24 protein-coding genes, 1 tRNA gene and 1 pseudogene are annotated in these 21,772 nt (G+C 71.5%); 16 read left to right on the top strand and 10 right to left on the bottom strand.

Annotated elements, in window-relative coordinates:
• Positions 1-59: 59 nt before the first annotated feature.
• The 3 genes and pseudogenes from E3N83_RS15850 to E3N83_RS15840 all read left to right on the top strand — a co-directional run.
• The gene (locus E3N83_RS15850) at positions 60-830 is read left to right on the top strand and encodes an SGNH/GDSL hydrolase family protein (RefSeq protein WP_238342939.1); all 771 of its coding nucleotides are present in this window, start codon (positions 60-62) and stop codon (positions 828-830) included.
• An 83-nt stretch (positions 831-913) separates the two neighbouring features.
• Positions 914-986, top strand: a tRNA-Gly gene (locus tag E3N83_RS15845).
• A gap of 167 nt (positions 987-1,153) precedes the next feature.
• Positions 1,154-1,771, top strand: a pseudogene (locus E3N83_RS15840) (DUF2461 domain-containing protein); the annotation flags it as partial.
• A gap of 143 nt (positions 1,772-1,914) precedes the next feature.
• Here the strand turns inward: E3N83_RS15840 and E3N83_RS15835 are convergent.
• Positions 1,915-2,379: an RrF2 family transcriptional regulator gene (locus E3N83_RS15835; RefSeq protein WP_151084137.1), complete on the bottom strand. Its 465-nt coding sequence runs from the start codon at positions 2,377-2,379 to the stop codon at positions 1,915-1,917.
• Positions 2,380-2,572: 193 nt separating this feature from the next.
• Here E3N83_RS15835 and E3N83_RS15830 point away from each other — a divergent pair, with 193 nt between their 5' ends.
• The 3 genes from E3N83_RS15830 to E3N83_RS15820 all read left to right on the top strand — a co-directional run bounded on the left by E3N83_RS15830 (position 2,573) and on the right by E3N83_RS15820 (position 5,435).
• On the top strand, positions 2,573-4,450 hold the full coding sequence (locus E3N83_RS15830; protein ID WP_151084136.1) for an acyl-CoA dehydrogenase: 1,878 nt from the start codon (positions 2,573-2,575) through the stop codon (positions 4,448-4,450).
• A 160-nt stretch (positions 4,451-4,610) separates the two neighbouring features.
• Positions 4,611-4,805, top strand: coding sequence for a hypothetical protein (locus tag E3N83_RS15825; protein ID WP_151084135.1), 195 nt, complete (start codon positions 4,611-4,613; stop codon positions 4,803-4,805).
• Between the two features lie 27 nt (positions 4,806-4,832).
• Entirely contained in the window at positions 4,833-5,435 is a 603-nt protein-coding gene (locus tag E3N83_RS15820; RefSeq protein WP_151084134.1) for a LysE/ArgO family amino acid transporter, read from the top strand.
• Positions 5,436-5,457: 22 nt separating this feature from the next.
• On the opposite strand, the gene E3N83_RS15815 is transcribed toward E3N83_RS15820, so the two are convergent.
• Positions 5,458-7,035 carry a DEAD/DEAH box helicase gene (locus E3N83_RS15815; RefSeq protein WP_151084133.1) on the bottom strand — a complete coding sequence of 526 codons (1,578 nt, stop codon included), beginning with the start codon at positions 7,033-7,035 and terminating at the stop codon, positions 5,458-5,460.
• Positions 7,036-7,334: 299 nt separating this feature from the next.
• On the opposite strand from E3N83_RS15815, the gene E3N83_RS19860 reads away from it, so the two are divergent.
• Genes E3N83_RS19860 through E3N83_RS15785 form a run of 7 tightly spaced genes read left to right on the top strand, consistent with a single transcriptional unit; the run spans position 7,335 to position 12,847 of the window.
• Entirely contained in the window at positions 7,335-8,144 is an 810-nt protein-coding gene (locus E3N83_RS19860) for a cryptochrome/photolyase family protein (RefSeq protein ID WP_202879246.1), read from the top strand.
• A complete protein-coding gene (locus tag E3N83_RS19855) occupies positions 8,138-8,818 on the top strand; it encodes an FAD-binding domain-containing protein (RefSeq protein WP_202879245.1) in 681 nt (226 codons plus the stop codon). The genes E3N83_RS19860 and E3N83_RS19855 overlap by 7 nt, the downstream gene beginning before the upstream one ends.
• Positions 8,818-9,321, top strand: a complete 504-nt coding sequence (locus E3N83_RS15805; RefSeq protein WP_151084132.1) for a 2'-5' RNA ligase family protein — start codon at positions 8,818-8,820, stop codon at positions 9,319-9,321. The genes E3N83_RS19855 and E3N83_RS15805 overlap by 1 nt, the downstream gene beginning before the upstream one ends.
• 30 nt (positions 9,322-9,351) lie before the next feature.
• Complete coding sequence (locus E3N83_RS15800) at positions 9,352-9,807, top strand: MOSC domain-containing protein (protein WP_202879244.1); 456 nt, start codon at positions 9,352-9,354, stop codon at positions 9,805-9,807.
• Between the two features lie 40 nt (positions 9,808-9,847).
• Entirely contained in the window at positions 9,848-11,071 is a 1,224-nt protein-coding gene (locus tag E3N83_RS15795; RefSeq protein WP_151084131.1) for a hypothetical protein, read from the top strand.
• Between the two features lie 46 nt (positions 11,072-11,117).
• A complete protein-coding gene (locus tag E3N83_RS15790) occupies positions 11,118-11,933 on the top strand; it encodes a maleylpyruvate isomerase family mycothiol-dependent enzyme (protein ID WP_151084130.1) in 816 nt (271 codons plus the stop codon).
• A complete protein-coding gene (locus E3N83_RS15785; protein WP_151084129.1) occupies positions 11,930-12,847 on the top strand; it encodes an oxidoreductase in 918 nt (305 codons plus the stop codon). The genes E3N83_RS15790 and E3N83_RS15785 overlap by 4 nt, the downstream gene beginning before the upstream one ends.
• On the opposite strand, the gene E3N83_RS15780 is transcribed toward E3N83_RS15785, so the two are convergent.
• Positions 12,838-14,064 (bottom strand): ATP-grasp domain-containing protein, encoded by a 1,227-nt coding sequence (locus E3N83_RS15780; RefSeq protein WP_151084128.1) that lies wholly within the window; start codon positions 14,062-14,064, stop codon positions 12,838-12,840. The two genes, E3N83_RS15785 and E3N83_RS15780, sit on opposite strands and share 10 nt — an antisense overlap.
• A gap of 33 nt (positions 14,065-14,097) precedes the next feature.
• Positions 14,098-14,439 carry a rhodanese-like domain-containing protein gene (locus E3N83_RS15775; protein ID WP_151084127.1) on the bottom strand — a complete coding sequence of 114 codons (342 nt, stop codon included), beginning with the start codon at positions 14,437-14,439 and terminating at the stop codon, positions 14,098-14,100.
• 85 nt (positions 14,440-14,524) lie between these two features.
• Between E3N83_RS15775 and E3N83_RS15770 the strand changes: the two genes are divergently transcribed.
• Positions 14,525-14,968, top strand: coding sequence for a MarR family winged helix-turn-helix transcriptional regulator (locus E3N83_RS15770; protein ID WP_151084126.1), 444 nt, complete (start codon positions 14,525-14,527; stop codon positions 14,966-14,968).
• A 1-nt stretch (position 14,969) separates the two neighbouring features.
• Here E3N83_RS15770 and E3N83_RS15765 read toward each other — a convergent pair whose 3' ends face one another.
• Positions 14,970-15,716 (bottom strand): esterase family protein, encoded by a 747-nt coding sequence (locus E3N83_RS15765; RefSeq protein ID WP_151084125.1) that lies wholly within the window; start codon positions 15,714-15,716, stop codon positions 14,970-14,972.
• Positions 15,716-16,744 (bottom strand): alpha/beta hydrolase, encoded by a 1,029-nt coding sequence (locus E3N83_RS15760; RefSeq protein ID WP_151084124.1) that lies wholly within the window; start codon positions 16,742-16,744, stop codon positions 15,716-15,718. Before E3N83_RS15760 ends, E3N83_RS15765 begins: the two co-directional genes overlap by 1 nt.
• A gap of 145 nt (positions 16,745-16,889) precedes the next feature.
• On the opposite strand from E3N83_RS15760, the gene pgm reads away from it, so the two are divergent.
• The gene (gene pgm, locus E3N83_RS15755) at positions 16,890-18,530 is read left to right on the top strand and encodes a phosphoglucomutase (alpha-D-glucose-1,6-bisphosphate-dependent) (protein WP_151084123.1); all 1,641 of its coding nucleotides are present in this window, start codon (positions 16,890-16,892) and stop codon (positions 18,528-18,530) included.
• A gap of 9 nt (positions 18,531-18,539) precedes the next feature.
• On the opposite strand, the gene E3N83_RS15750 is transcribed toward pgm, so the two are convergent.
• From E3N83_RS15750 to E3N83_RS15740, 3 genes are read right to left on the bottom strand one after another with little or no spacing between them, the layout of a single operon-like run.
• Positions 18,540-19,166, bottom strand: a complete 627-nt coding sequence (locus tag E3N83_RS15750) for a CG0192-related protein (protein ID WP_151084122.1) — start codon at positions 19,164-19,166, stop codon at positions 18,540-18,542.
• 19 nt (positions 19,167-19,185) lie between these two features.
• A complete protein-coding gene (locus E3N83_RS15745) occupies positions 19,186-19,647 on the bottom strand; it encodes a GNAT family N-acetyltransferase (RefSeq protein WP_202879243.1) in 462 nt (153 codons plus the stop codon).
• Positions 19,648-19,659: 12 nt separating this feature from the next.
• Entirely contained in the window at positions 19,660-20,040 is a 381-nt protein-coding gene (locus E3N83_RS15740; RefSeq protein ID WP_151084121.1) for a hypothetical protein, read from the bottom strand.
• 103 nt (positions 20,041-20,143) lie between these two features.
• On the opposite strand from E3N83_RS15740, the gene E3N83_RS15735 reads away from it, so the two are divergent.
• On the top strand, positions 20,144-21,448 hold the full coding sequence (locus E3N83_RS15735; RefSeq protein WP_151084120.1) for a TolB family protein: 1,305 nt from the start codon (positions 20,144-20,146) through the stop codon (positions 21,446-21,448).
• Between the two features lie 22 nt (positions 21,449-21,470).
• On the opposite strand, the gene E3N83_RS15730 is transcribed toward E3N83_RS15735, so the two are convergent.
• Complete coding sequence (locus E3N83_RS15730; RefSeq protein WP_151084119.1) at positions 21,471-21,758, bottom strand: DUF1905 domain-containing protein; 288 nt, start codon at positions 21,756-21,758, stop codon at positions 21,471-21,473.
• Positions 21,759-21,772: the final 14 nt, after the last annotated feature.

The following is a 21,772-nucleotide window of genomic DNA, read 5'->3' as shown; positions in this document are numbered from 1 at the left end:
CCGGAGAGCAGGTCGCCCTGCAGCCGTCTCGAATCCATCGCTCTGAGACGATTCCGGACGTGACCGCTCCCGTCTTCCACCGCTACGTCGCGCTCGGCGACTCCTTCACCGAGGGCGTCGGCGACCCCGACCCGACCCGCCCGAACGGCGTCCGCGGCTGGGCGGACCGGGTGGCCGAGGTGCTGGCGACCCAGACCGACGACTTCGGCTACGCCAACCTCGCCATCCGGGGCCGCACCCTGCGCCCGATCGTCGAGCAGCAGGTGGAGCCGGCCCTCGCGCTCGTTCCCGACCTGGTCACGATCTACGCCGGCGGCAACGACCTGCTCCGGCCGCGGCTCGACGTCGACGCACTCGCCGAGGTGTACGACGACGCGATCGGCCGGCTGGTCGCCAGTGGCGCCACGGTCGGGATGTTCACGGCCTTCGACCCGGGCGTCGGCGGTCCCTTCGGACGGCTCCGCGGGCGATTCGCCGTCTACAACGAGCGGGTCCGCGAGATCGCCGACCGGCACGGCGTGGTGGTGCTCGACTCGTGGCGGATGCGCCCCGACGACCCGGCCACCGTGTGGTCCGAAGACCGCCTCCACCTCGGCCCGGTCGGGCACCAGGCGGTGGCGATCGAGGTGCTGGAGACGCTCGGCGTTCCGCACGACCTGGTGCCTCTCGACCCGTCGATGCTGACCGACCACGCGCCGGCCCGGGTCGGGCGCCGGGCCGACTTCGCCTGGGCGGTCACCCATGCGGCCCCGTGGATCCGGCGCCGGATCACCGGCCGCTCGTCGGGTGACGGCGTACTCCCGAAGCGGCCCGAGCTTTTGCCGGTCTGAGGCCGCCCACTGCCACTGGGCCCGTTCGTCCGCGACGGGTGCGAGCAGGTACGATCCCTGCCTGTCGGCCCCGGGCCGGCTGTGCGGATGTAGCTCAGTTGGTAGAGCGCGACCTTCCCAAGGTCGATGTCGCGAGTTCGAATCTCGTCATCCGCTCCGAGTGAGATGACGGAACGAAGTTCCGGGATCTCACGAGAAGAACCCAGCCACAGTCGGATTGCCTGAGCGGCATCCCGCGAGTCGTCCGACGGAGCGAAGCTCCGGCGGACGACGAGAAGAACGAGAGTCTCAGCCGGTTCAGTAGAGCAGCCGTTCCGAGTGAGATGACGGAACGAAGTTCCGGGATCTCACGAGAAGAACCCACCCAGAGCCGGTCGACCGGGGGATCCCGACATCGGCGCGCACGCCCTAGGGTGAGAGTCATGGCGGCCGACTTCACCGGGTTCCCCTCCACCGCCCTCGACTTCTACGACGACCTCGAGGTCGACAACACGCGGGCGTTCTGGGAGAAGCACAAGGGCACCTACGACTACTCGGTCAAGCAGCCGATGACCGCGCTCTGCGCGGCGCTCGCCGAGGAGTTCGGCGAGGCCAAGATCTTCCGGCCGTTCCGCGACGTGCGGTTCGCCAAGGACAAGACGCCGTACAAGACCGCCCAGGGCGCCTTCGTGGGGGTCGGCCCGGCCACCGGCTGGTACGTCGAGGTCTCGGCCCGCGGGGTCCGCACCGGCGCCGGCTTCTACGACGCGTCCGGGCCCCGGATCGCCGCGATCCGGGCCGCGATCGACGACGACGAGACCGGCAAGCCGCTGGCCGCGCTGCTCGAGCGCCTCGCCGGACGAGGGTGGGTGATCGGCGGCCACACCCTCAAGACCGCACCGCGCGGGTACGACGTCGACCACCCGCGGATCGACCTGCTTCGCCACAAGTCGCTGACGATCGGCCACGACTACGGGTTCGAGCCGATCATCCACACCCCGAGCTGCTCGAGGCGGTGCGCGACGACTGGCGCACGCTCAAGCCCTTCGTGGACTGGGTCTCCGCCGTCGAGTGAGCCTCGACTCCGCTCGACACCGAGGCGGAATCAGTGGGGCTGCCAGGCGTCCTCGTCCTCGGTGAGCGCAGCCACTCCGGGCGGCAGGGCACCGGCGGCGAGGTCGGCGACCGAGACCTGCTCGAACACGTCGCGCAGCGAGTGCCGGGCCGCGATCCACACCCGCTGGAGGGCATCGGCCCGCTCGTTGTAGGACACCGCCTCGGGGCGCAGCCCGTAGACCGAGACCAGTGGTCCGTCCACGGCCCGGATCACGTCGGCCACGGTCACGTCCTCCGCGGGCTTGGCCAGGCGCCACCCACCCGACTGCCCGCGCTGGGCGAGCACGATCCCGGACTTGCGGAGATCGGCCAGGATCGCCTGGAGGAAGTTGTGCGGGATGTCCTGCCGGCGTCCCAGCTCCTCGGCACTGACCGGACGGCCGTCCCCGTCCGCGGGGTTGGCCATCTCGATCAGCGCACGGAGCGCGTAGTCGGCCTTGGCGGAGACTCGCATGCGCACAGTGTCCCAGACGACGCCCGAACGCCGTCGGCGCCACCGTGGGCTGGGTCACAGTTCCCGCGGGAGATCCGGCCGATCCGCCGTCGGCGGTTGCGAGGCGCCGCAGCACGAGGCAGAATTATGTTACCGACGAGTAGCACTGCGCCTCGGACGACACCCGTACGTATCTCACCGGACAGGCAGGCACATGGGTCACTACAAGAGCAACCTCCGCGACATCGAGTTCAACCTCTTCGAGCTGCTCGGGAGCGACGAGGTGCTGGGCACCGGCCCCTTCTCCGAGATCGACGCCGCGACCGCTCGCGAGATCCTCGCCGAGGTCGACCGGCTCGCCCGGGAGGAACTCGCGGAGTCGTTCGCCGAGTCCGACCGCACCCCTCCGGTGTTCGACCCGGAGACCCACGAGGCCCCGGTGCCCGCGGCGTTCAAGAAGAGCTTCCAGGCCTGGATGGCGTCGGAGTACTGGCGCCTCGGCACGCTCGCCGCTCTCGGCGGCACCCCGGCTCCGTCCAGCTTCAACTGGGCCCTGGGCGAGATGGTGCTCGGCGCGAACCCCGCCATCTGGATGTACGGCGCCGGGCCGATGTTCGCCGGCGTGGTCCACCGCAACGGCAACGAGCGGGACAAGAAGATCGCCCAGCACATCGTGGACAACGGCTGGCTGACCACCATGGTGCTGACCGAGCCGGACGCCGGGTCCGACGTCGGCGCCGGCCGGACCAGGGCGACCGCTAACGACGACGGCACCTGGAACATCGAGGGCGTCAAGCGCTTCATCACCTCCGCCGAGGGCGACCTCTCCGACAACATCATCCACCTCGTGCTGGCCCGCCCCGTGGGCGTCGAGGGGGCCGGCGGCCCGGGCACCAAGGGCCTGAGCATGTTCGTGGTCCCCAAGTTCCACTTCGACCCCGAGACCGGCGAGCCGACCGGTGAGCGCAACGGCGTCTACGTCACCGGCGTCGAGCACAAGATGGGGATCAAGGTCTCCAACACCTGCGAGCTCACCTTCGGCGACCCGGGCGTCGGCGGCGGGGAGCCGGCCCGCGGCTGGCTGCTCGGCGAGGTGCACGACGGCATCGCCCAGATGTTCCAGGTCATCGAGAACGCCCGGATGATGGTGGGCACCAAGGCCATCGCCACGCTCTCGACCGGCTACCTCAACGCCCTCGACTTCGCCAAGGAGCGGGTGCAGGGCGCCGACCTGACCCAGGCCGCGGACAAGACCGCGCCGCGGGTGACGATCACCCACCACCCCGACGTACGCCGTTCCCTGATGACGCAGAAGTCGTTCTCCGAGGCGATGCGCTCCCTGGTGCTCTACACCGCGTCCTGGCAGGACCGCGTGATGATCGCCGAGCACAACGGCGAGAAGGACGACCTGGCGATGGCGGTCAACGACCTGCTGCTGCCGATCGTCAAGGGCTACGGCTCCGAGCGCTCGTGGGTGCTGCTGGGCACGGAGTCGCTGCAGACCTTCGGCGGCTCGGGCTTCCTGGAGGACTACCCGGTCGAGCAGTACGTCCGCGACGCCAAGATCGACACCCTCTACGAGGGCACCACCGCGATCCAGGGCCAGGACCTCTTCTTCCGCAAGATCGTCAAGGACCAGGGCACCGCGCTGGGCCACCTGTCCGGCGAGATCTCGGCCTTCCTGGAGAGCGAGGCCGGCAACGGCCGGCTCAAGAACGAGCGGGCCCTGCTGGCCACCGCCCTCGAGGACGCCCAGGCGATCGTGGGCGTGATGATCAACGACCTGATGAGTGCCGACGCGTCCGCCGAGGGCGGGGACCTGCGCAACATCTACAAGGTCGGGCTGAACACCAGCCGGCTGCTGATGGTGCTGGGCGACGTGGTCTGCGCCTGGCTCCTGCTCCGCGGCGCCGACGTGGCGCTCGGCAAGCTCGGAAGTGACCTGCCCGCCAAGGAGAAGGCGTTCTACGAGGGCAAGGTCGCGGCCGCCCAGTTCTTCGCGCAGACCAACCTGCCGCGGGTCGCGGCCGAGCGGGTCATCGCCGAGGGCGCCGACCTGTCGCTGATGGACCTCGACGAGAGCGCCTTCTGACAGCACGCCCCGCGCGGGATCGCACCCGAAGCCGGTGGCACGCCCGAGCGGGGCCACCGGCTCCGTTGCGCTCCCCCACCGTCTCCTCGGATGATTGCGGCGGGCCGGTTCGGGGCACGAAGCAGGCACGCCTCGGGAGACTCGACCTCAGGAGATACTCATGGGAATCGGCATTTCGGCACTCCTGCTCGTGATCGGCCTGGTGCTGCTCACCGGGGCGGTGGACCTGCCCACCAGCGTCACCGACCACGTCGCCACCACCGCCGTCGGGTGGATCTGCGTGGGGGTGGCCGTACTCGGCTTCATCCTCGCCGTGGCGACCGGACGCAGCCGGAACGCGCCCCCCAGCGCCTGACCTGACCTGCGGCTCTAGCGTGGGGGCGTGCTCGACGCCCTGGTTGCCGGACTGCTCACCGGCCTGTCGCTGATCGTGGCGATCGGCGCACAGAACGCCTTCGTGCTGCGCCAGGGGATGCTCCGGCAGTACGTCGGTCCGGTCGTCGTGATCTGCGCGGTGAGCGACCTGGTGCTGATCCTCGCCGGGGTCGCCGGGATCGGCGCGCTCGTGCAGCACGCACCGACCGCGCTCACGGTGGTCCGCTGGCTCGGCGTGGCCTTCCTGACGGCGTACGGCGTGCGCTCGCTGTGGCGTGCCCGGCACGCCGGCGCCCTGACACCGACCGGCCCCGAGGAGCCGCGGCTGCGCGGGGCCGTGCTCCAGGCCACCGCCCTGACCTGGCTGAACCCGCACGTCTACCTCGACACCGTGCTCCTGCTGGGCTCGATCGCGGCCCACGACGGGCCCACGGACAAGTGGTGGTTCGCAGCCGGGGCGTGCCTGGGCAGCATCGTGTGGTTCAGCGGACTGGGCTACGGCGCGCGGCTGCTGAGCCCCGTGCTGACCCGACCGCGGGCCTGGCAGGTCCTCGACGTGCTGATCGGACTCACCATGCTCGCGATCGCGTGGTCGCTGGCCCGGGGCTGACCCGGCCGGCGGTCAGTGGCGGTCAGCGCGCGGCGGTCGCGCGCTTCCCGGCGTACGACTTGCCCTTGGTGTACGACGACGTGCCGGACTTGCGGGGGCCGTGGCTGGACCCGCCCTCGGCCGGCTTGCCGCCCTGGTAGCCGCCACCGGCCTTGTAGCCCGCCCGAGGGTTGCTGCCCTTGTAGCCGCCGGACTTGTTGCCACCCTTGTAGCCGCCGGGCTTCTTGCCGGCGTAGGACGACGAGGACGACTTCTTCGGCGCGGCCGAGCCGTGCTTGGCCAGCAGCGCGGCGGACAGGTGGTCCGGGGCCGTCTGGATGTCGTGGTGCAGCACCTCGACGCCGGCGTTCTGCTGGAGGCGCACGACCTGCTGGAGGAACTTCGGGGTGGTGATCGTGACCACGGCGCCGGCGGCGCCGGCCCGCGCCGTCCGCCCGCTGCGGTGCAGGTAGGCCTTGGCGTCACTGGCCGCGTCGAAGTGGATCACCATGTCGACGGCGTCCACGTGGATGCCCCGCGCGGCGACATCCGTGGCCACGACGGCCTTGGCGGCACCCGAGGAGAAGCGGTGCAGGTTGCGCTCGCGGACCTTCTGGCTGAGGTTGCCGTGCAGGTCGACCGCGTCGACGCCCTGGCCGGTCAGCGCCTCGGCGAGCTCCACAGCGCCCTCACGGGTCCGGGTGAAGATGATGGTGCGGCCGTTGGCCTCGACGAGACGGACGGCGGCGCCGACCTTCTCCTTGAAGCCGCCGACGGTCAGGGTGTGGTGGGTCATCGTGGTGACCGAGCCGGCGTTGGGGTCGAGCTCGTGCAGCCGGGGGTTGCGCAGGTGGGTGCGGACCAGCTTGTCGACGTCACCGTCGAGCGTCGCGCTGAGGAGCATCCGCTGCGAGCCGGCCGGGGTCATCCCGACGAGCTTGTCGATCTCAGGATAGAAGCCGAGGTCGCACAGGTGGTCGGCCTCGTCGAGCACGGTCAGCTGGATGTCGTCGAAGAAGCAGTAGCCGTTCTCCAGCAGGTCCTCGAGCCGGCCCGGGGTGGCGACGACGATGTCGGCACGCTGGCGCAGCTGGCGGGTCTGCTTGTCGTACGGCGTGCCGCCGTACACCGTGGTCAGCTTCAGGTTCATCGCCGCCGCCAGCGGCTGGATCGCCTTGGCGACCTGGTTGGCCAGCTCACGGGTCGGCACGATCATCACCGCACGCGGGTGGCAGGGGCGGCTCTTGCTGCCGGCCAGCTTGGCCAGCGCGGGGATGCCGAAGGCGAGGGTCTTGCCGGAGCCGGTCTGGGCGCGGCCCAGCACGTCGTGGCCGGCCATCCCGTCGGGGATCACGGCTTCCTGGACGGCGGTCGGCGTGACGATGCCCTGCTGGCGCAGGGCCTCGATCAGCTCGACGGGCAGGCCGGTGAAGACGTTGCTCACGGGCTCGCTCGGCTCGGACTCGGCGTCGGCCTCGGGGGACTCGGGCTCGGCGAGCTCGGCCTCGGGGGCCTGGACGTCGGAGTCGTCGGGGGTGTCGGTCTCGGTGACCTCGACCAGCTCGGCGAGCTCGGTGTCGGTGAACTCGAGGTCGAGCGTGGTGTTCTCGGGCGCGGACATGCGCGATCAGCTGCTTTCGGGTGGCGTCATCGGGTGCGTCCGGCGCCGATCCCGCGGGTGCGGAACGGGTGAGCCTGCAAGACGCGTCTTGCTCCACCCGATCGCTGGTCTCCGCGCAGCTGAGTAAGGACTGCGCCACCACACCGGGTGCGTTGCATAGAGAGTGGGCCTCGAACTCAAGCAGTCCCACTGGCTGCAGACGATTCTACGGGTGCGGACCTCCATCGCCCGCATCCGCGCCCGCGTGACCTGGCGCACGGGCCGCCGGACCGCGGGAGGCCGGCTCGTAGGCTGGCCGGGTGACCGAGCGACACGTCCGGCTGGTGCTGCCGCACCAGCTGTTCGAGTCACACCTCGACGCCCCCGCCGGCACGACGTTCGTCCTGGTCGAGCACGACCTGATGTTCCGGCAGTACCGCTTCCACGTGCAGAAGCTGGTCCTGCACCGGGCCGCGCTGCGCCGCTTCGGCGCCCGGCTGCGCGAGCGCGGGTACGACGTGGTCCAGGTGGACACCGACCGCCGCACGACCTCCCGCGTCGCCCTGGCCCGCGAGATCCGCCGGCTGGCTCCGACCCGGGTCACGGTCTACGACGTCGTCGACGACTGGCTGTCGCGCGACCTCACCGCTGCGCTCGCCGAGGGCGGGTACCGGCTCGCTCCGGACGACGTCGCCGACACCCCGAACTTCCTGACCACCCGCGCCCAGCTGGCCGAGGCCTTCGACGGGACCACGACTCCGCGGATGCAGCACTTCTACGCGTGGCAGCGAAAGCGGCTCGACGTCCTGGTCACCGAGGACGGCGCACCGGAGGGCGGACGTTGGTCCTTCGACGAGGAGAACCGGAAGAAGCTGCCGCGACGGCACCCGGTGCCGGACCCGCAGCGGGTGGACCCCCCGACCGGCATGTCGAGGTCGAGGACGCCATCGGCTGGGTCGGGCGGGACTTCCCCGACAACCCCGGCAATGCCGCGACGTTCGCCTGGCCGACGTCGCACGCCGAGGCGGACGCGGCCTTCGAAGACTTCCTGGCCGCCCGGTTCGCGGAGTTCGGGCCCTACGAGGACGCGCTGTCGGTCGAGCACCCCTTCCTCTTCCACTCGTTGCTGACCCCGGCGCTCAACGTGGGGCTGATCTCACCGCACGAGGTGCTCAGTCGTGCGCTGGTCGTCGGAGGAAGCGTCCCCCTCGCCAGTCTCGAGGGCTTCGTACGCCAGGTGATCGGTTGGCGGGAGTACCTGCGGGCCGCGTACGTCGTGCATGGGAGCAGGATGCGGACCAGCAACCAGCTCGCGCACACCCGCCCGCTCGAGGCCGGCTGGTGGACAGCGGAGACCGGCCTGGAGCCGGTCGACCTCGTGCTGCGCCGCGTGCTGGAGCACGGCTGGGCCCACCACATCGAGCGGTTGATGGTGCTGGGCAACGCGATGTGCCTGCTGCGCACCGACCCCGACGCGGCGTACGAGTGGTTCATGGAGATGTTCGTGGACGCCTACGACTGGGTGATGGTGCCCAACGTCTACGCCATGAGCCAGTTCGCGGCCGGCGAGGCGATCACGACGAAGCCGTACGTGTCGGGCAGCAACTACCTGCGCAAGATGTCCGACTTTCCCGCCGGCGACTGGAGCGCCGACTGGGACGCCCTCTACTGGACGTTCGTCCGCGACCACCACGACGTGTTCGCCGGCAACCCCCGATCCCGGATGATCGCGCGTCTCCACGACGGCATGGACGCGTCGACCAAGGCGGCGCACACGCGGCGTGCCGGGCGGTGGCTCGACTGATGCCCCGCCTGCACGCGCTCGAGCTCCTGGCCGACGAGGCCGGCCAGGACGCCGTACGCCGGAGCTGGCAGGCCCTGCGCGATGCCGGGCTGGCCTCGCAGCTCGACCATCCGTCCCCCACCAACGCCCCGCACGTGACCCTCGTGGCCGCGCCCGACCTCCCACCGGCGATCGAGGAGCTGGCCGTGAGGCTGGTGAGGCCCCTGCTGCCGATCACCGTCCGCGCGTCCGGACTAGCCGTCCTCGGCGGGAAGAAGGTGACCCTCGTCCGGCTCCTCGACGTCCCCGAGGGACTCACCCGAGCCGTCCTCGAGCTGCGCGGAGAGGTCGCCGAGGACCGGCATCCCGGATGGCTGCCGCACGTCACCCTGGCGCGGCGCCTGCCCCGGGCGGACGTGCAGCGCGCGGTCGACGTCCTCGGCCATGCCGACGCCGAGCTGAACCTGACGGCCCTTCGTCGCTGGGATCCCGAACGCCGCGAGGTGCGGTCCCTCCTGCTGTGATGCTGGCCGCCGGCACCCTAGGCTCGGCGGGTGCCGACGGTCGCGAGCATCCACGTCGCGAAGGCCACCCGGCTGCCGATGCGCGAGGTGGAGGCGGTGACCGTCGAGGCAGGCAAGGGCATCGTCGGCGACCGCTACCACGGCACGCGGCACCGGCACGTGACCGTGCAGAGCGCGACCGCGCTGCAGGAGGCGAGCGAGCTGTTCGGCGCCGCGGTCCCCGCCGGACTCACCCGGCGGAACCTGACCCTCAGCGACGGGGTCGTGCCCCGAGACCCCGGCGACCGGATCCGGATCGGCGACGTGCTGCTGGAGGTCGTCCGGGTCGCCGCCCCGTGCAAGCTCCTCGACGACACCATCGGCCGTGGCGCCCAAGAGGCCCTGCGCCGCCGTGGCGGCTCGGTCTTCCGGGTGCTCGAAGGCGGGCGGATCGCCGTCGGCGACGAGGTCGACACGATCCCCGGTCGACCGGTCGGAATCACCTGATGCCCCTCGTCAGCGACCTGCGCGTGGGACCCTCGACGTCATGCCTCGTGTCCTCCGGCTCCTACCGCTCGCGCTGCTCGTCCCCCTGCTCGTCGTCACGGGTACGACGTCGGCGCACGCGGACCCGGTCCCGGCCGCCGGCCACCCGTGGCCGCGCTGCGGCTCCGCTCCCGACACCGACGGGAAGTACTGCATCGTCTCGGTGACCAAGGACGGCGTCGCCGTGCCCCCCGTCACCGCGAGCACGCCGGCCGGCACCTACGACGACCCGTTCGTCCAGCGGGTCGACGCCGGCACGGTCCGCGTCGGGCTGAGGACGACCACGGTCACCGGACCGGGGTCGTCGACGTCGAGCCCCGCGGTCTCACCCACCGGCACCTGGGTCTACCGGGTCAACGTCGGCAGCATCCGGCCGGTCGAGCTCTACGGCAACCTCCGCAACGTCGATCTCTCCTTCGGCGGCAACGCGACCACGGGTCACACGTTCACCGTCACCTTCCAGCCCACGCCGGTCGCGTGGTTGCTGGGGTCGGACTGCTCGGTGTTCGGAGGCTGCGGCGACAACTCGACGGTGGCCGACACCGTCTACTCCGGGTTCGCCAGCGGCTACGTGAGTGACGACGCGTCGACCGGCCTGACCGCCGCCCAGATCGCGGCCCGGAGGGGCTACCTCAACGTCTACAACGCCGAGGACGCCTACTGGTTCTACGACAGTGGCCGCAACAGCCTGGTGATGCGGATGGCCAACCCCCACCTGCGGAGCCCGGGCGTCCGGGCGACCGGCTCCTTCCAGACCCGGATCCCCGACGCGATGCTGATCGACCAGCTGAACGTGCCGGATCCCCGGGCCCTGACCGCGAGGTCCTTCAGCGTCGTCCGCACCGGCTCCGGCGCCGTACCGATCACGCTGACCCGCGTGCGGGGGGCCGTCGACATCCGGGTCAAGGGCGTCACCTTCTCGACGCCCGAGTATTCCATCCACCCCAGGCCCACCCCGCCCGGAGCGCCCCGCTGGGGCTCGCTCAGGCGGGTCGGCCGGCACCAGGTCCGGGCGACGTTCCGCGCCCCACGTGCCGACGGCGGGCTGCCGGTCAAGGTGTACGCCGTCCGGTGCCGCCGCGGCACCGGCAGCTGGCACAGCGCCACCGGCGGCCGTTCCCCGCTCACGGTCGGCCCGGTGCCGACCGGGAGGCTGACCTGCGAGCTGCGGGCCCACAACAAGCGCGGCTGGGGGCCCTGGAGCACACCCCGCACCGGCGGCTGAGCCGACCGGACGCCTCGGACCCACGCCCGGCACCTAGGCTCGCGGCATGAGCGACCGGGAACGACTGACGGGCTACGTCGACGTCTGGTGGGAGGCGATCACCGACTTCACCGGGCTCCTCGAGAGCCTGGCGCCCGAGGACTGGCGACGGCCCACCGACCTCGTGGGTTGGGACGTCCACGCGTGCGCCGCGCACACGGCCCACCTCGAAGCCGTCCTGTCCGGCGCGCCCGAGGAGACCGTGCGCTTCGACCCCGGGCCGCACGTGGCCACTCTCGCCCAGGCCTACACCGAGCACGGGGTGGTCGCGCGCCAGGATGCCACGCCCGAGGAGCTGATCTCCGAGATCCGCGACAGCGCGACCGCTCGCCGCACCTCCTTGCTGCACGACCCGCCCGACGACGGCGCCGCGGCGCCTCCCCGCACGCCGGGCGGCATCGGCTGGACCTGGGAGACGCTGCTGCGCAACCGGCCGCTCGACGTGTGGATGCACGAGCAGGACGTACGCCGGGCCGTGGGGCGCCCGGGTGGGCTCGACGGGGCGCCGGCTCGGCACACCGTCGACTACCTGCTCGAGGGCATGGGGATGGTGCTGGGCAAGCGAGCCGGTGCCGCACCGGGATCGACCCTGGTGGTCAGCGTCGAGGGCAGCCGCCCGGCGGCGTTCGGCGTCACGGAGACCGGCCGGGGGGTCCCGCTGCCCGCGCCCCCGGACGCCCCCACCGTCGGCCTGTCCCTGGACCGCGAGACCTTCGTGGTGCTCGCCGGTGGTCGGCGACCACCGGACGGGTTGTCGCCGACGGTCGAGGGCGACGCCGACCTGGCCGCGCGGATCCTGTCCGGGATGGCGCTCACCCCATGAGCTGGTCACCCGCGGACATCCCCGACCTGTCCGGCCGCACCGCCCTGGTCACCGGCGTCAGCCGGGGCGGCCTCGGCTACTTCACGGCCCTCGAGCTGGCCCGGGCCGGTGCCCGCGTCGTGCTGGCCGGCCGGAGTCCCGACAAGCTGACCGAGACCGAGCGGGCGATCCGCGACGATCTGCCGGACGCGCCGCTCGAGCGGCTGGTCGTCGATCTGGCGGACCTCACCTCGGTGGGGACCGCGGCCGGCGTCGCGGCGGGCTTCGGGCCGATCGACCTGCTGGTCAACAACGCCGGCATCATGGCAACGCCGTACCGGCGCACGGTCGACGGCTTCGAGAGCCAGCTGGCCACCAACCACTTCGGGCCCTTCCTCCTGACCGGCTTGCTGCTCCCGCAGCTGGCCGACGACGCCCGCGTCGTGACGGTCTCGAGCCAGATGCACCGCGTCGCGCACCGACCACCGCTCGGCGACCCGCGGGCGAAGCCGCGCCCCTACCTGCGCTGGATCGCCTACTCCCAGACCAAGCTGGCCAACCTGCTGTTCACCTTCGAGCTCGACCGGCGGCTCCGTGCCTCCGGCTCACCCGTGCGGGCGATGGCTGCGCACCCCGGCTACGCCGGGACCCATCTCGTGGCCAACGGGCGCTTCGGGCGGTCGAGCGGTGGCATCGCGTCGGTCCTCGACCGGGCCAACCAGGCGATCGGGCAGTCTCCGGCGATCGGGGCCTGGCCGACGCTGATGGCTGCCACCGCCGACCTGCAGGGATCGACGTACTGCGGACCGAGCGGCCTCGGCGAGGCCGGCGGACCGCCCCAGCTGGTCGGCTGGAGCCGGCAGGCCGGCGACCGGGAGTCCCAGCGGCGGTTGTGGGAGGTCTCCGAGGAGGCCACCGGGATCAGCTACCCCTGATCGGAGACCCAGAGCCCGATCAGGCCGCGGAAGTGCGCGAGGAACTGCTCGTGCTCCTGGACCGGGTAGGTCGCCCGGACGGTCTCGACGAGCAGCCGGTCGAAGTCGGCGCCGGCCACCCACTGCGCGACCAGCTCGGGCAGGTGACCGAGATGCGTGTCGCACCACTCGGCGTACCGCTCGGTCTCGAAGCGCGCGTCGGCCAGGGCGAGGTAGGCGTCGAGCTTCTCGTCGTACGAGCGGTCGGAGTCGGCGATCTCGAAGTAGCGGCCGGTCTCGAGGTCGACGTTCGAGGGACGACCGCTGACCAGGCAGTACGCCGACCACCGCACCAGGGCGGTGATCGCCCACGGGAAGTAGTAGTGCAGTGAGGTGACCGAGACGTCCGGGCAGGCGTTGGCGTAGTCGATCGGGTAGACCTCGTCGCCGGCGACGAGCATCTCGGCGGAGTTGAACTCCCAGCCGAAGAACGCGTTCACGATCCGCGAGATCGCGGCCGCCTGGTGCCCGGCCGACGGGCTCAGGAAGTCGTGGCTGACGGCGTACCGGTGGTGCATCGGCTGCTCGGGGCGGAAGTCCATCACCATCGTCTCGGGACCGATCGACAGGGCCCGGGCGAAGTGCTCGTAGTCGACGGTCGCCTGGAGGTGCATGAGCATCTCGCCGGACTCGTCGTAGGCCCGGTGCAGGTCGTCGGGGCCCTCGATCCGGGAGACCCCTCGCCACCCGCCGCCGTCGAACGGCTTCATGTAGAGCGGGTAGCCGAGCTCGGCGGCGAGCAGGTCGAGGTCGAAGGGCCGGTTGTACCTCGCGCTCGTGTAGGTCCAGCGATGGTTGTCGACGGGGTTCTTGTAGGGCACGAGGATCGTCTTCGGCACCTTGAGGCCGAGCCGGAGCATGGCGCAGTACGCCGCGTGCTTCTCGTAGGACTGGAAGGTGAACGGGCTGTTCAGCAGGTAGGTGCCGTCGACCAGGGACGCCTTCTTGAGCCACTCGCGCGGGTGGAAGTACCAGTGCGCGAGCCGGTCGATCACCAACCCGGTCCGGACCGGGTCGGTGAGGTCGAACGGCTCGATCGTCAGCCGCTCGCTGGCGATCTGGTGAGTCGTACCGTCGACGTCGAGCGGCCCCACGAAGCGCAGGATCTGCTCGAACGCCTGCGGCCAGTCCTCCTCGGCGCCGAGCAGGAGTCCGATCAGGTGGTCACGCGTGGCCATGCCCCCGACCCTAGCCGGACCGGGCCGCCCTGATCAGGCGACGGCGCGGGTGCCGGACTCGGTCGGCAGACCGGCCTCGACCCAGTCCTGGATGCCCTCGACGTACCGGCGCACGTCGGTGTAGCCCAGCCGGGTCAGGGTCTTGGCGACGCCCTCGCTGTTCTGGCAGGACTCGTTGGAGCAGTAGGTGACGATCGCGGCGCCGCGGTCGGGCAGCACCTCGGCGGCGCGGTCCGCGGCCTCGTCGACGAACAGGTTGACGGCACCGGGCAGGTGCTCCTGCTCGTAGTACGCCGCGGGCAGGGCGTCCACCACGGTCACCGAGCCGTTCTCGATCGCGGCCTGCAGCTCCGTGCGGGTGATGAGTGTGCTCATGACAGGTTCCTCTCGGGTTGGGATATTTGCGTGCGTGCGCACGCTACTACTATGTGCGCGCGCACGCAAGTGCTAGGGTGCAGGCATGGCCGCCTCCCGCAAGAAGCTCGCCGCCGAGGCCTGGGGTGCCCTGCTCCAGGTGCACGCCGCGCTCGTGCCCGAGCTCGACAGGGAGCTGCGCCGACAGGCCGGCCTCCCCCTCGCGTGGTACGACGTGCTGCTCGAGCTGCACAGCGCCCCGGACCACCGGCTCACCATGAGCGAGCTCGGCGACCGCGTCGTGCTCAGCCGGAGCCGGGTCAGCCGGGTGGTCGACGAGCTGGCCCGCGAGGGCCTGGTGGCCCGCGTGGCCAACCCGGCCGACGCGCGGTCGGCGTACGCCGTGCTCAGTGCGGTCGGCGAGCAGCGCTTCCTGGAGGCGGCGCCCGTCTACGTCCGCGGCATCGAGCGGAGCTTCGCGGCCGGGCTCTCCGAGGCCGAGCTCCGCACGATCACCTCCGCCCTGCACCGGGTGCGCGAGCGCCTCTGACTCAGCAGAAGCGGGCCAGGTGGTGGGCGATCTGCCTGCGCCACCACGGCCAGTCGTGGGAGACGTCGTGCCCCCAGACGTCGAGCTCGTGGGAGATCTGCTTCTCGGCCAACAGCCGGGCCATCCGGTGCGCGCTCGGCAGCGACCCGGTCGGATGCGTCTCCCACGCGCCCTGCCCGACCGTGAGCACCACGTGCAGCCGGGAGCGCAGCCAGTCGAGGTGGTGGCCGTGCAGGTGCGGCACGTAGTCGCTGGGGTTGGTGAAGTACGCCGCGTCCCCCCGCTCACCCCAGCCGTGCCAGGCCGCCGGGTCGTAGTTGCCCGACTGGCAGATCGCGACCGGGAACAGGTCCGCGCGCTGCAAGGCGATCTGCAGCGCGTGGTAGGCGCCCATCGAGCAGCCGGTCACGATCACGTCGCCGGCGCCAGGGCTGTCGTCACCGACGTACGCCGCCACCTGGTCGGTCACCCAGTCCTGGTAGGCCTGGTGTCGTCGGGCGCGCTCCTCGATCGGTCGGCTGCGGTCGGACCAGCTGGCATGGTCGAAGGAGTCGACGCAGTAGAGCTTGGCCCGGCCGGCGTCGACCAGGTGCCGGACGGCGTCGACCATCCCGTTGTTCTCGTAGTCCCATGCCCGTCCCTGCTCGCTGGGGAAGACGATGACCGGCCTCCCGAAGTGTCCGTAGCGGATCACCGTCCCGGGCCGGTCGAGGCCGGGAGCGTCGAGCTCGAGCTGGTCGCGGTGCATCAGCTCCACACCCTGTGGAGCAGCTCGGTCAGGTGGGGGTCGAGGGTGTCGCGCCAGCAGGTCCAGGTGTGCCCGTCGCGGACCTCGCCCCAGCCGGTCCGGACCCCGACCCGGGTCAGCTGGTCGCGCATCACGAGGTTGTTCGCGTAGTTCTCCTCCGCCGTGCCGCAGACCAGGGTCGTGACCGGGGCATCCGGCGCGGCCTGCTCGGCGGCGTGCACGGTCGCCACGAACCCGGTGACCTCGGGCCAGAACTCGAAGCCCGACTCCTGCCCGTCGAGCTCCGGGGTGAAGTAGGACCCGCTCTGCAGGAACAGCCCGGCGAACGTCCCGGGGTCGGTCCACGCGGCGTGCAGCGCCGCGAGCCCGCCGAGGCTCTGCCCCATCAGCACCGGCCGGCCCTCGACCTGCACGGTGTCGCGCAGGGCCGGCACGAGCCGCCCGCCGAGGGCCCGCGCCCACCTCGGGTTCGCGGCGTACCGCTTGTTGCGGGCGCCGGGCGCCACCAGCGCCACCCGCATCCGCGGGAGACGGCCGGCACCGACCATCGCGCCGACGTACGTCGTGAGGTCACCGTAGGCGTCCATCTCCGGGCCGTCGTGGCTGATCAGCAGGGGCAGCCGCTCCGACGAGCCGGCATCGGCCGGTGACCAGAGCTCGACGTCGATCCGACCGGCCGAGGTGCGCGAGACCCAGACCGGCACCCGCACCGACTCGACCGGCTCGAGGGCCAGCCAGTCGGGCGGGCGGTAGCCCGACAGTCCCAGCCACGAGTGGTCGCCGAACGGCCCCGGCACGACCTGCGGATTGCCGGGGTCGGGGAGCAGGTCGCCGGCCACGTCGAGGAGGTACTCGAAGCGGTCCACCGGTGGGGTCAGTCGCACCTCCCAGCCGCCCTCGACCCGCGTCATCGTGGTGTCGCCGAGCTCCAGGTCGGACCACACCCCCACCCGCTCCACCCGATGCTCCGGGTCGGCGTACCGCACGACGACGGCGTCGCCGTCCACGGTCGTCACGAGCTGAGGCACCCGGCGACGCTATCGGGGCGGGACCTGCGGACGTGCATTGGTCGGTTCACGGTGGCCCGGATCGACCCAACTGACGACCAACGTATGTCCGGCGGTCACGCTGCTCACCGTCGACCTCGGCTGAGGTCCGCGACATGATGGGGGGATGGCCGACCCGCGCGCAGGAACCCTCGCCCAGCCCTCCGACCTCGTCGACGTCGCGCACCTCGTGACGGCGTACTTCAGCGAGGAGCCCGACCCCGACGACGTCGACCAGCAGGTCGCGTTCGGCACCAGCGGGCACCGCGGGACGAGCCTGAAGACGTCCTTCAACGAGGTGCACATCGCGGCCACGACGCAGGCGATCTGCGACTACCGCACGGAGCAGGGGTACGACGGTCCGCTGTTCCTGGGCCGCGACACCCACGCGCTCTCGGAGCCCGCGTGGGTGACCGCGATCGAGGTGCTGGTCGCCAACGACGTGACGGTGCTGGTCGACTCGGCGGACGGCTACACGCCGACGCCCGCGGTCTCGCACGCGATCATCCGCGCCAACGGTGGGCGTACGACGGGCACCGGTCTCGCCGACGGCATCGTGGTGACCCCGTCGCACAACCCGCCAACCGACGGCGGGTTCAAGTACAACCCGCCGCACGGTGGCCCGGCCGACACCGACGCGACCAGCGTGATCGCCGCGCGGGCCAACGAGCTGATCCGGGCCAACCTCGAGGGCGTCCGGCGGGTCGCGTTCGTCCGCGCCCGCGCCGCGTGCTCGCCGTACGACTTCATGGGGACCTACGTCGACGACCTCCCCAGCGTCGTCGACATCGACGCGATCAAGCGGGCGGGGGTCCGGATCGGAGCCGACCCGCTCGGTGGCGCGAGCGTCGACTACTGGGGTGCGATCGGAGAGCGACACGGGCTCGACCTGACCGTCGTGAACCCGCTGGTGGACCCGACCTGGCGCTTCATGACCCTCGACTGGGACGGCAAGATCCGGATGGACTGCTCCTCGCCGGACGCGATGGCGTCGCTGATCGGGCGCAAGGACGACTACCAGATCGCGACCGGGAACGACGCCGACGCCGACCGGCACGGCGTCGTCACGCCCGACGCGGGGCTGATGAACCCCAACCACTTCCTGTCGGTGGCGATCGGCTACCTGTTCGGTGGCGCGCGCGCCGACTGGCCGACCACGGCACGGATCGGCAAGACCTTGGTGTCGAGCTCGATGATCGACCGGGTGGCCGCCGACCTCGGCACCGAGATGGTCGAGGTGCCGGTCGGCTTCAAGTGGTTCGTCCCGGGGCTGATCGACGGGTCGTTCGGGTTCGGGGGCGAGGAGTCGGCCGGGGCGTCGTTCCTGCGCCGCGACGGCTCGACCTGGACCACGGACAAGGACGGCCTCCTGCTGTGCCTGCTGGCCTCCGAGATCCTGGCGACGACGGGGAGGACTCCGAGCGAGCACTACGCCGACCTCGTGGCCGCACACGGGAACCCCGCCTACGCGCGGGTCGACGCACCCGCCGACCGGGCGCAGAAGGCCAAGCTCGCGGCACTCTCCCCCTCCGACGTGTCGGCCACCGAGCTGGCCGGGGAGCCGATCGTCGACAAGCTCACCGAGGCGCCGGGGAACGGCGCGAAGATCGGCGGGCTCAAGGTGACCACCGAGAGCGCCTGGTTCGCGGCCCGCCCCAGCGGCACCGAGGACGTCTACAAGATCTACGCCGAGTCCTTCCGGGGCCCCGAGCACCTGGCCGAGGTGCAGGAGGCCGCGCGCGACGTGGTGTCGGCAGCGCTCGGCTGAGCCGTCGGCTCAGCCGGTGGTACGCCGCAGGCCGGCCAGGACCGCCTCACCACCGGCCCAGGTGCCGGTGAGGGTCTGCTCCACCTCGATCGGCGTGCCCACGACCCGCGGCAGCACCAGCTCGAGGTCGCCGCACCGGGCCAGCGTGACCGCGCCCTGGTCCGAGCCGGCGTCGACAGTGGTGATCGCCGGCACCTCGGAGCGCGGGTCGCCGCTGCCGCGCACCTGCACCCTCGGCGGGATGTCGACCCGCGCCCCGTCGCGCTCGAAGTACATCTGCGCCTGGCTTCCACCGGTGAGGATGGCGGTTGCCAGTGTGGCCGCCCAGACCGGGTCACCGCAGCCGTCGTACACCCAGCGTGGCCCGAGCACCGAGTGCTCGGTGGTGCCGACCAGGAACTCCTCGGCACCGGCCAGCGGCGCACCACGATAGGTGAGCGGCACCTGCACCAGCCGGCCGTCGGCCGCCGAGAACAGGATGGTCTCGACCCCCACCTCGCCGTCGGGATCGTCGAAGCGGTACTCCCCGACCTTCGCGGTCACCTCGATGCCGGCCGCCCACGGGCGGGAGGGAAGCCAGGCGTCCACGAGGTCCTGCTTGGACGGGTCGATGGTCGCGTCGTGGACGAGTGCCATGCCGGGAGCCTAGGGCTCCTCAGACGGGCAGCGCGAGCAGGATCTCGCCTTCGTCGTCCACCTCGCCGGTGGGCACGAAGCCGAGTCCGAGGTAGAAGTCGCGGGGTCCGCCCGGTGCATCGACGAAGCTGGTGATCAGCTCGGTGCCGCCCTCGGAGCGCACCAGGTCGGCGATGGTGGTCACCACCTCGCGGCCGAGCCCTCGGTGCTGGTGCTCGTGGTCGATGATCAGCTTCCAGAGGAACCACGGGCCGCGGTAGCCCTCCGGCACCGGCCGCAGGTCCCAGCTGATCATCACGAAGCCCACGACCTCGCCGTCGGCGTAGACCGCGCGGAACCACGGCTTGGCCTCGGGACAGGCGGCTGCCTCGCGGAGCGAGCCGTCGACGGTGCTGACGAACTGGTCCTGCCCCGGGCCGAGCCGGACCGACACGAGGTCGGCCCGCACCTCGTCGGTCAGCTCACGCAGGTCGATGGACACGCGTTCACGGTCTCACGGAGTGATGTCCTCCGGCACCGGGATTCTGCGCACCCCACCGAGCCGCCGCTGGAAGCGCACGTGCACCGACCACGCGTCGAGGGTGTCCCACAACGCCTGGTGGGCGGCCCACGGCAGCGGGTCGTCGCCGTGCTGCCACGACGCCCCGAAGCCGACCCAGATCGGCACCCAGTCGGCGGCGACGTCCCACGAGGCTCCGTGCCGCATCATCAGCCGGCGCCGGATCTGGAACGCCTCGCGCGGGCCGTCGACACAGATCGGAGCGGTCTGCACCGGCCAGACCCGCAGGTCGAGGGTCATCAGCACCAGCTCGAGCTCCTCGAGTGCCCGCGGCTCGATCAGGACGGTCGCGACGTTCTCGTGCGGGCGCCTCATCCCGGCACGCTAACCCGAGCCCCCGACATTTGTCCCGCACCGACTGCAACCTCCGGAGCCCGGTCCGCGTCTTGGTCGCACCACTCAACCCAAGGAGCAGATCATGTCCACCCCCGTCCGACCCCGGCGCCCGGTCGCCGTCGCCGGCTCGGTGCTCACCGCACTTGCAGCCCTCGCCGTCACCGGACCGTCATACGCCGGCATCCCGGCCCACAACGAGCAGGTCGTCCTGGCCAACGGGACCAACGCGCAGGCAGACGCCAAGAGCGCGATCAGCGGCACCGGCCAGGTGGCGTCGTACGACGGCCGCTTCGTGGTCTTCTCGACCGCGGCGCCGCTGGTGGCCGGCGACACCAACGCCACCGACGACGTCTACCTGCGCGACACCGTCGACGGCATCACCATCCTGGTCAGCCAGAAGGGCGGCCACGTCGGCAACGACGCCAGCTTCGAGCCGACGATCTCCGACGACGGCGAGTTCGTCGCCTTCACCACCTGGGCGACCAACCTGTTCCCGGACCGGAACGGCGCCACGCTCGACGTCGCGGTCAAGGACCTCTTCACCGACAAGACCCGGCTGGTCTCGACGAGCACGAGCGGGAAGCAGTACCGGAAGAACAGCTTCGCGCCGGTGATCTCCGGCGACGGCAGTCGGGTCTCCTTCCAGTCCTTCGCGCCGTTCGGCACCCGAGACCGGGACAAGCGCGAGGACGTCTACGTCCGCGACGTCGCACACCGCTGGACCCGCCAGGCCTCGCTCACCCCGCGGGGCACCGACGTGAAGCCGTCGATCCTCAACGGCGACATCTCCGACAACGGCAACCTGGTCACCTTCGGCGACGCCAACGACCTCTGGGTGCGCAACGTGAACAAGGGCACCACCCGGCGCTTCTGGCACGAGCCGGACGCCCCGCCGTGCCAGGGCTTCCCGACCGGGAGCGCCGGTCGGCCGGTGATCTCCGGCAACGGGAGGTACGTCGCGTTCTCGTCGTGCGCCAGCAAGCTCCCGGGGCCGGACCGGCACGGGCAGGTCTACCGGATGAACCTCGCCACCGGCGCGACCGCCCTGGTGACCAGGCCCGCGTCCGGGGGCAAGGCCGGCAACGCCGACTCGTTCCTGCCCAGCCTGTCGCGCAGCGGTCGGTACGTCGGCTTCGGCAGCGACGCCTCCAACCTCGCCGGCGTCGACTCCGGCACCAGCACCGACGCGTTCGTCGGCGACGTGAAGCGCGGCACCATCGTCCGTGCCTCGCAGGCACCGGACGGCACCGAGGGCAACACCTGGAGCGCCAGCACCGGCGCCGCGATCAGCGGGGACGGCCACACCCTGGTCTACGAGTCCTACGCGCAGAACCTCGTGCCCGGCGACCAGTTCGACTGGGAGGAGGTCTTCGCCTGGCGGGCGTGACCGACCGCTCCGCGGGAGGGCATCAGACGCCGACGACGAGTCGCACCGCGACCGTGTCGCCGACGTCGATGCCCTCCCGTCGGCGTACGTCGAGCCGCAACGGCACGATGTAGCGCCCGTCCTTCGGCCACAGCGACGTGGTCCACTCGGTCCCACCGATCCGAACGGTCACCGGGATCATCCCCCAGCCGTAGCTGACCATCGCCGCCGTCTCCGCGAGGTCCTCGCACTCGTCCTCGGGCACGGTCACGAAGTGATGCGGCGACGGGCCCTTCCAGTGCCAGACCTCGCCGGTGAACTCCAGGTCCATGGCGGCAGCCTACG

This window comes from Nocardioides cynanchi, from assembly GCF_008761635.1.
GTDB classification, from domain to species: Bacteria; Actinomycetota; Actinomycetes; order Propionibacteriales; family Nocardioidaceae; genus Nocardioides; species Nocardioides cynanchi.
The sequence above is the reverse complement of the archived record's forward strand: the minus strand, read 5'-3'. Positions and strand labels throughout refer to the sequence as shown.